This window comes from Pseudomonas sp. LRF_L74 (assembly GCF_965644255.1).
Lineage (GTDB): Bacteria > Pseudomonadota > Gammaproteobacteria > Pseudomonadales > Pseudomonadaceae > Aquipseudomonas.
Window position 1 is genome coordinate 1 of sequence record NZ_CBFFRH010000036.1, and the last position, 499, is coordinate 499.

A 499-nucleotide genomic window follows, 5' to 3' on the forward strand; every position below is an offset into this window, starting at 1 on the left:
CGAAGAAGTTGTCCGTCAGCCCCACCTTCTCAAGCTTCAGCACATCCGCCCAGATCGCCGCGATCCTCTGCTCAAGCTCGCTCTGCGGTGCCACATACCCTTGCTGCAGCAAGCTCGCATCCGGCTTCGGCAGCGCCTTGCGGTCCAGCTTTCCGTTCGGCGTCAGCGGCAATTTCTCAAGGAACAACAGATGCGCTGGCACCATGTAGTCCGGCAGGTTCGCTTTCAGCGACTGCTTGATCGTGTCACGCAGTAGGGATTGAGTGTCTGGGTCATTGATGATCCCTGCATCTGTCGGGACAACATAGCCAACCAACTGCTGCCCGCTCGGCCCTTCCTGGGCCAGCACTACCGCATCGCGCACAACCTCCTGCTCTTGCAGACGCGCTTCGATCTCGCCCAACTCGATACGGAAACCGCGGATCTTCACTTGATGATCAATACGCCCTACGTATTCGATCACGCCGTCCGCGCGGTACTTGGCAAGATCGCCCGTGCG

The 499-nt window shown here is 59.3% G+C and carries 1 protein-coding gene; it reads right to left on the bottom strand.

The window, feature by feature from the left end; translation table 11 throughout:
- On the bottom strand, positions 1 to 499 hold a 499-nt coding region (locus ACSZPK_RS26935; protein WP_437884678.1), incomplete at both ends, for an AMP-binding enzyme.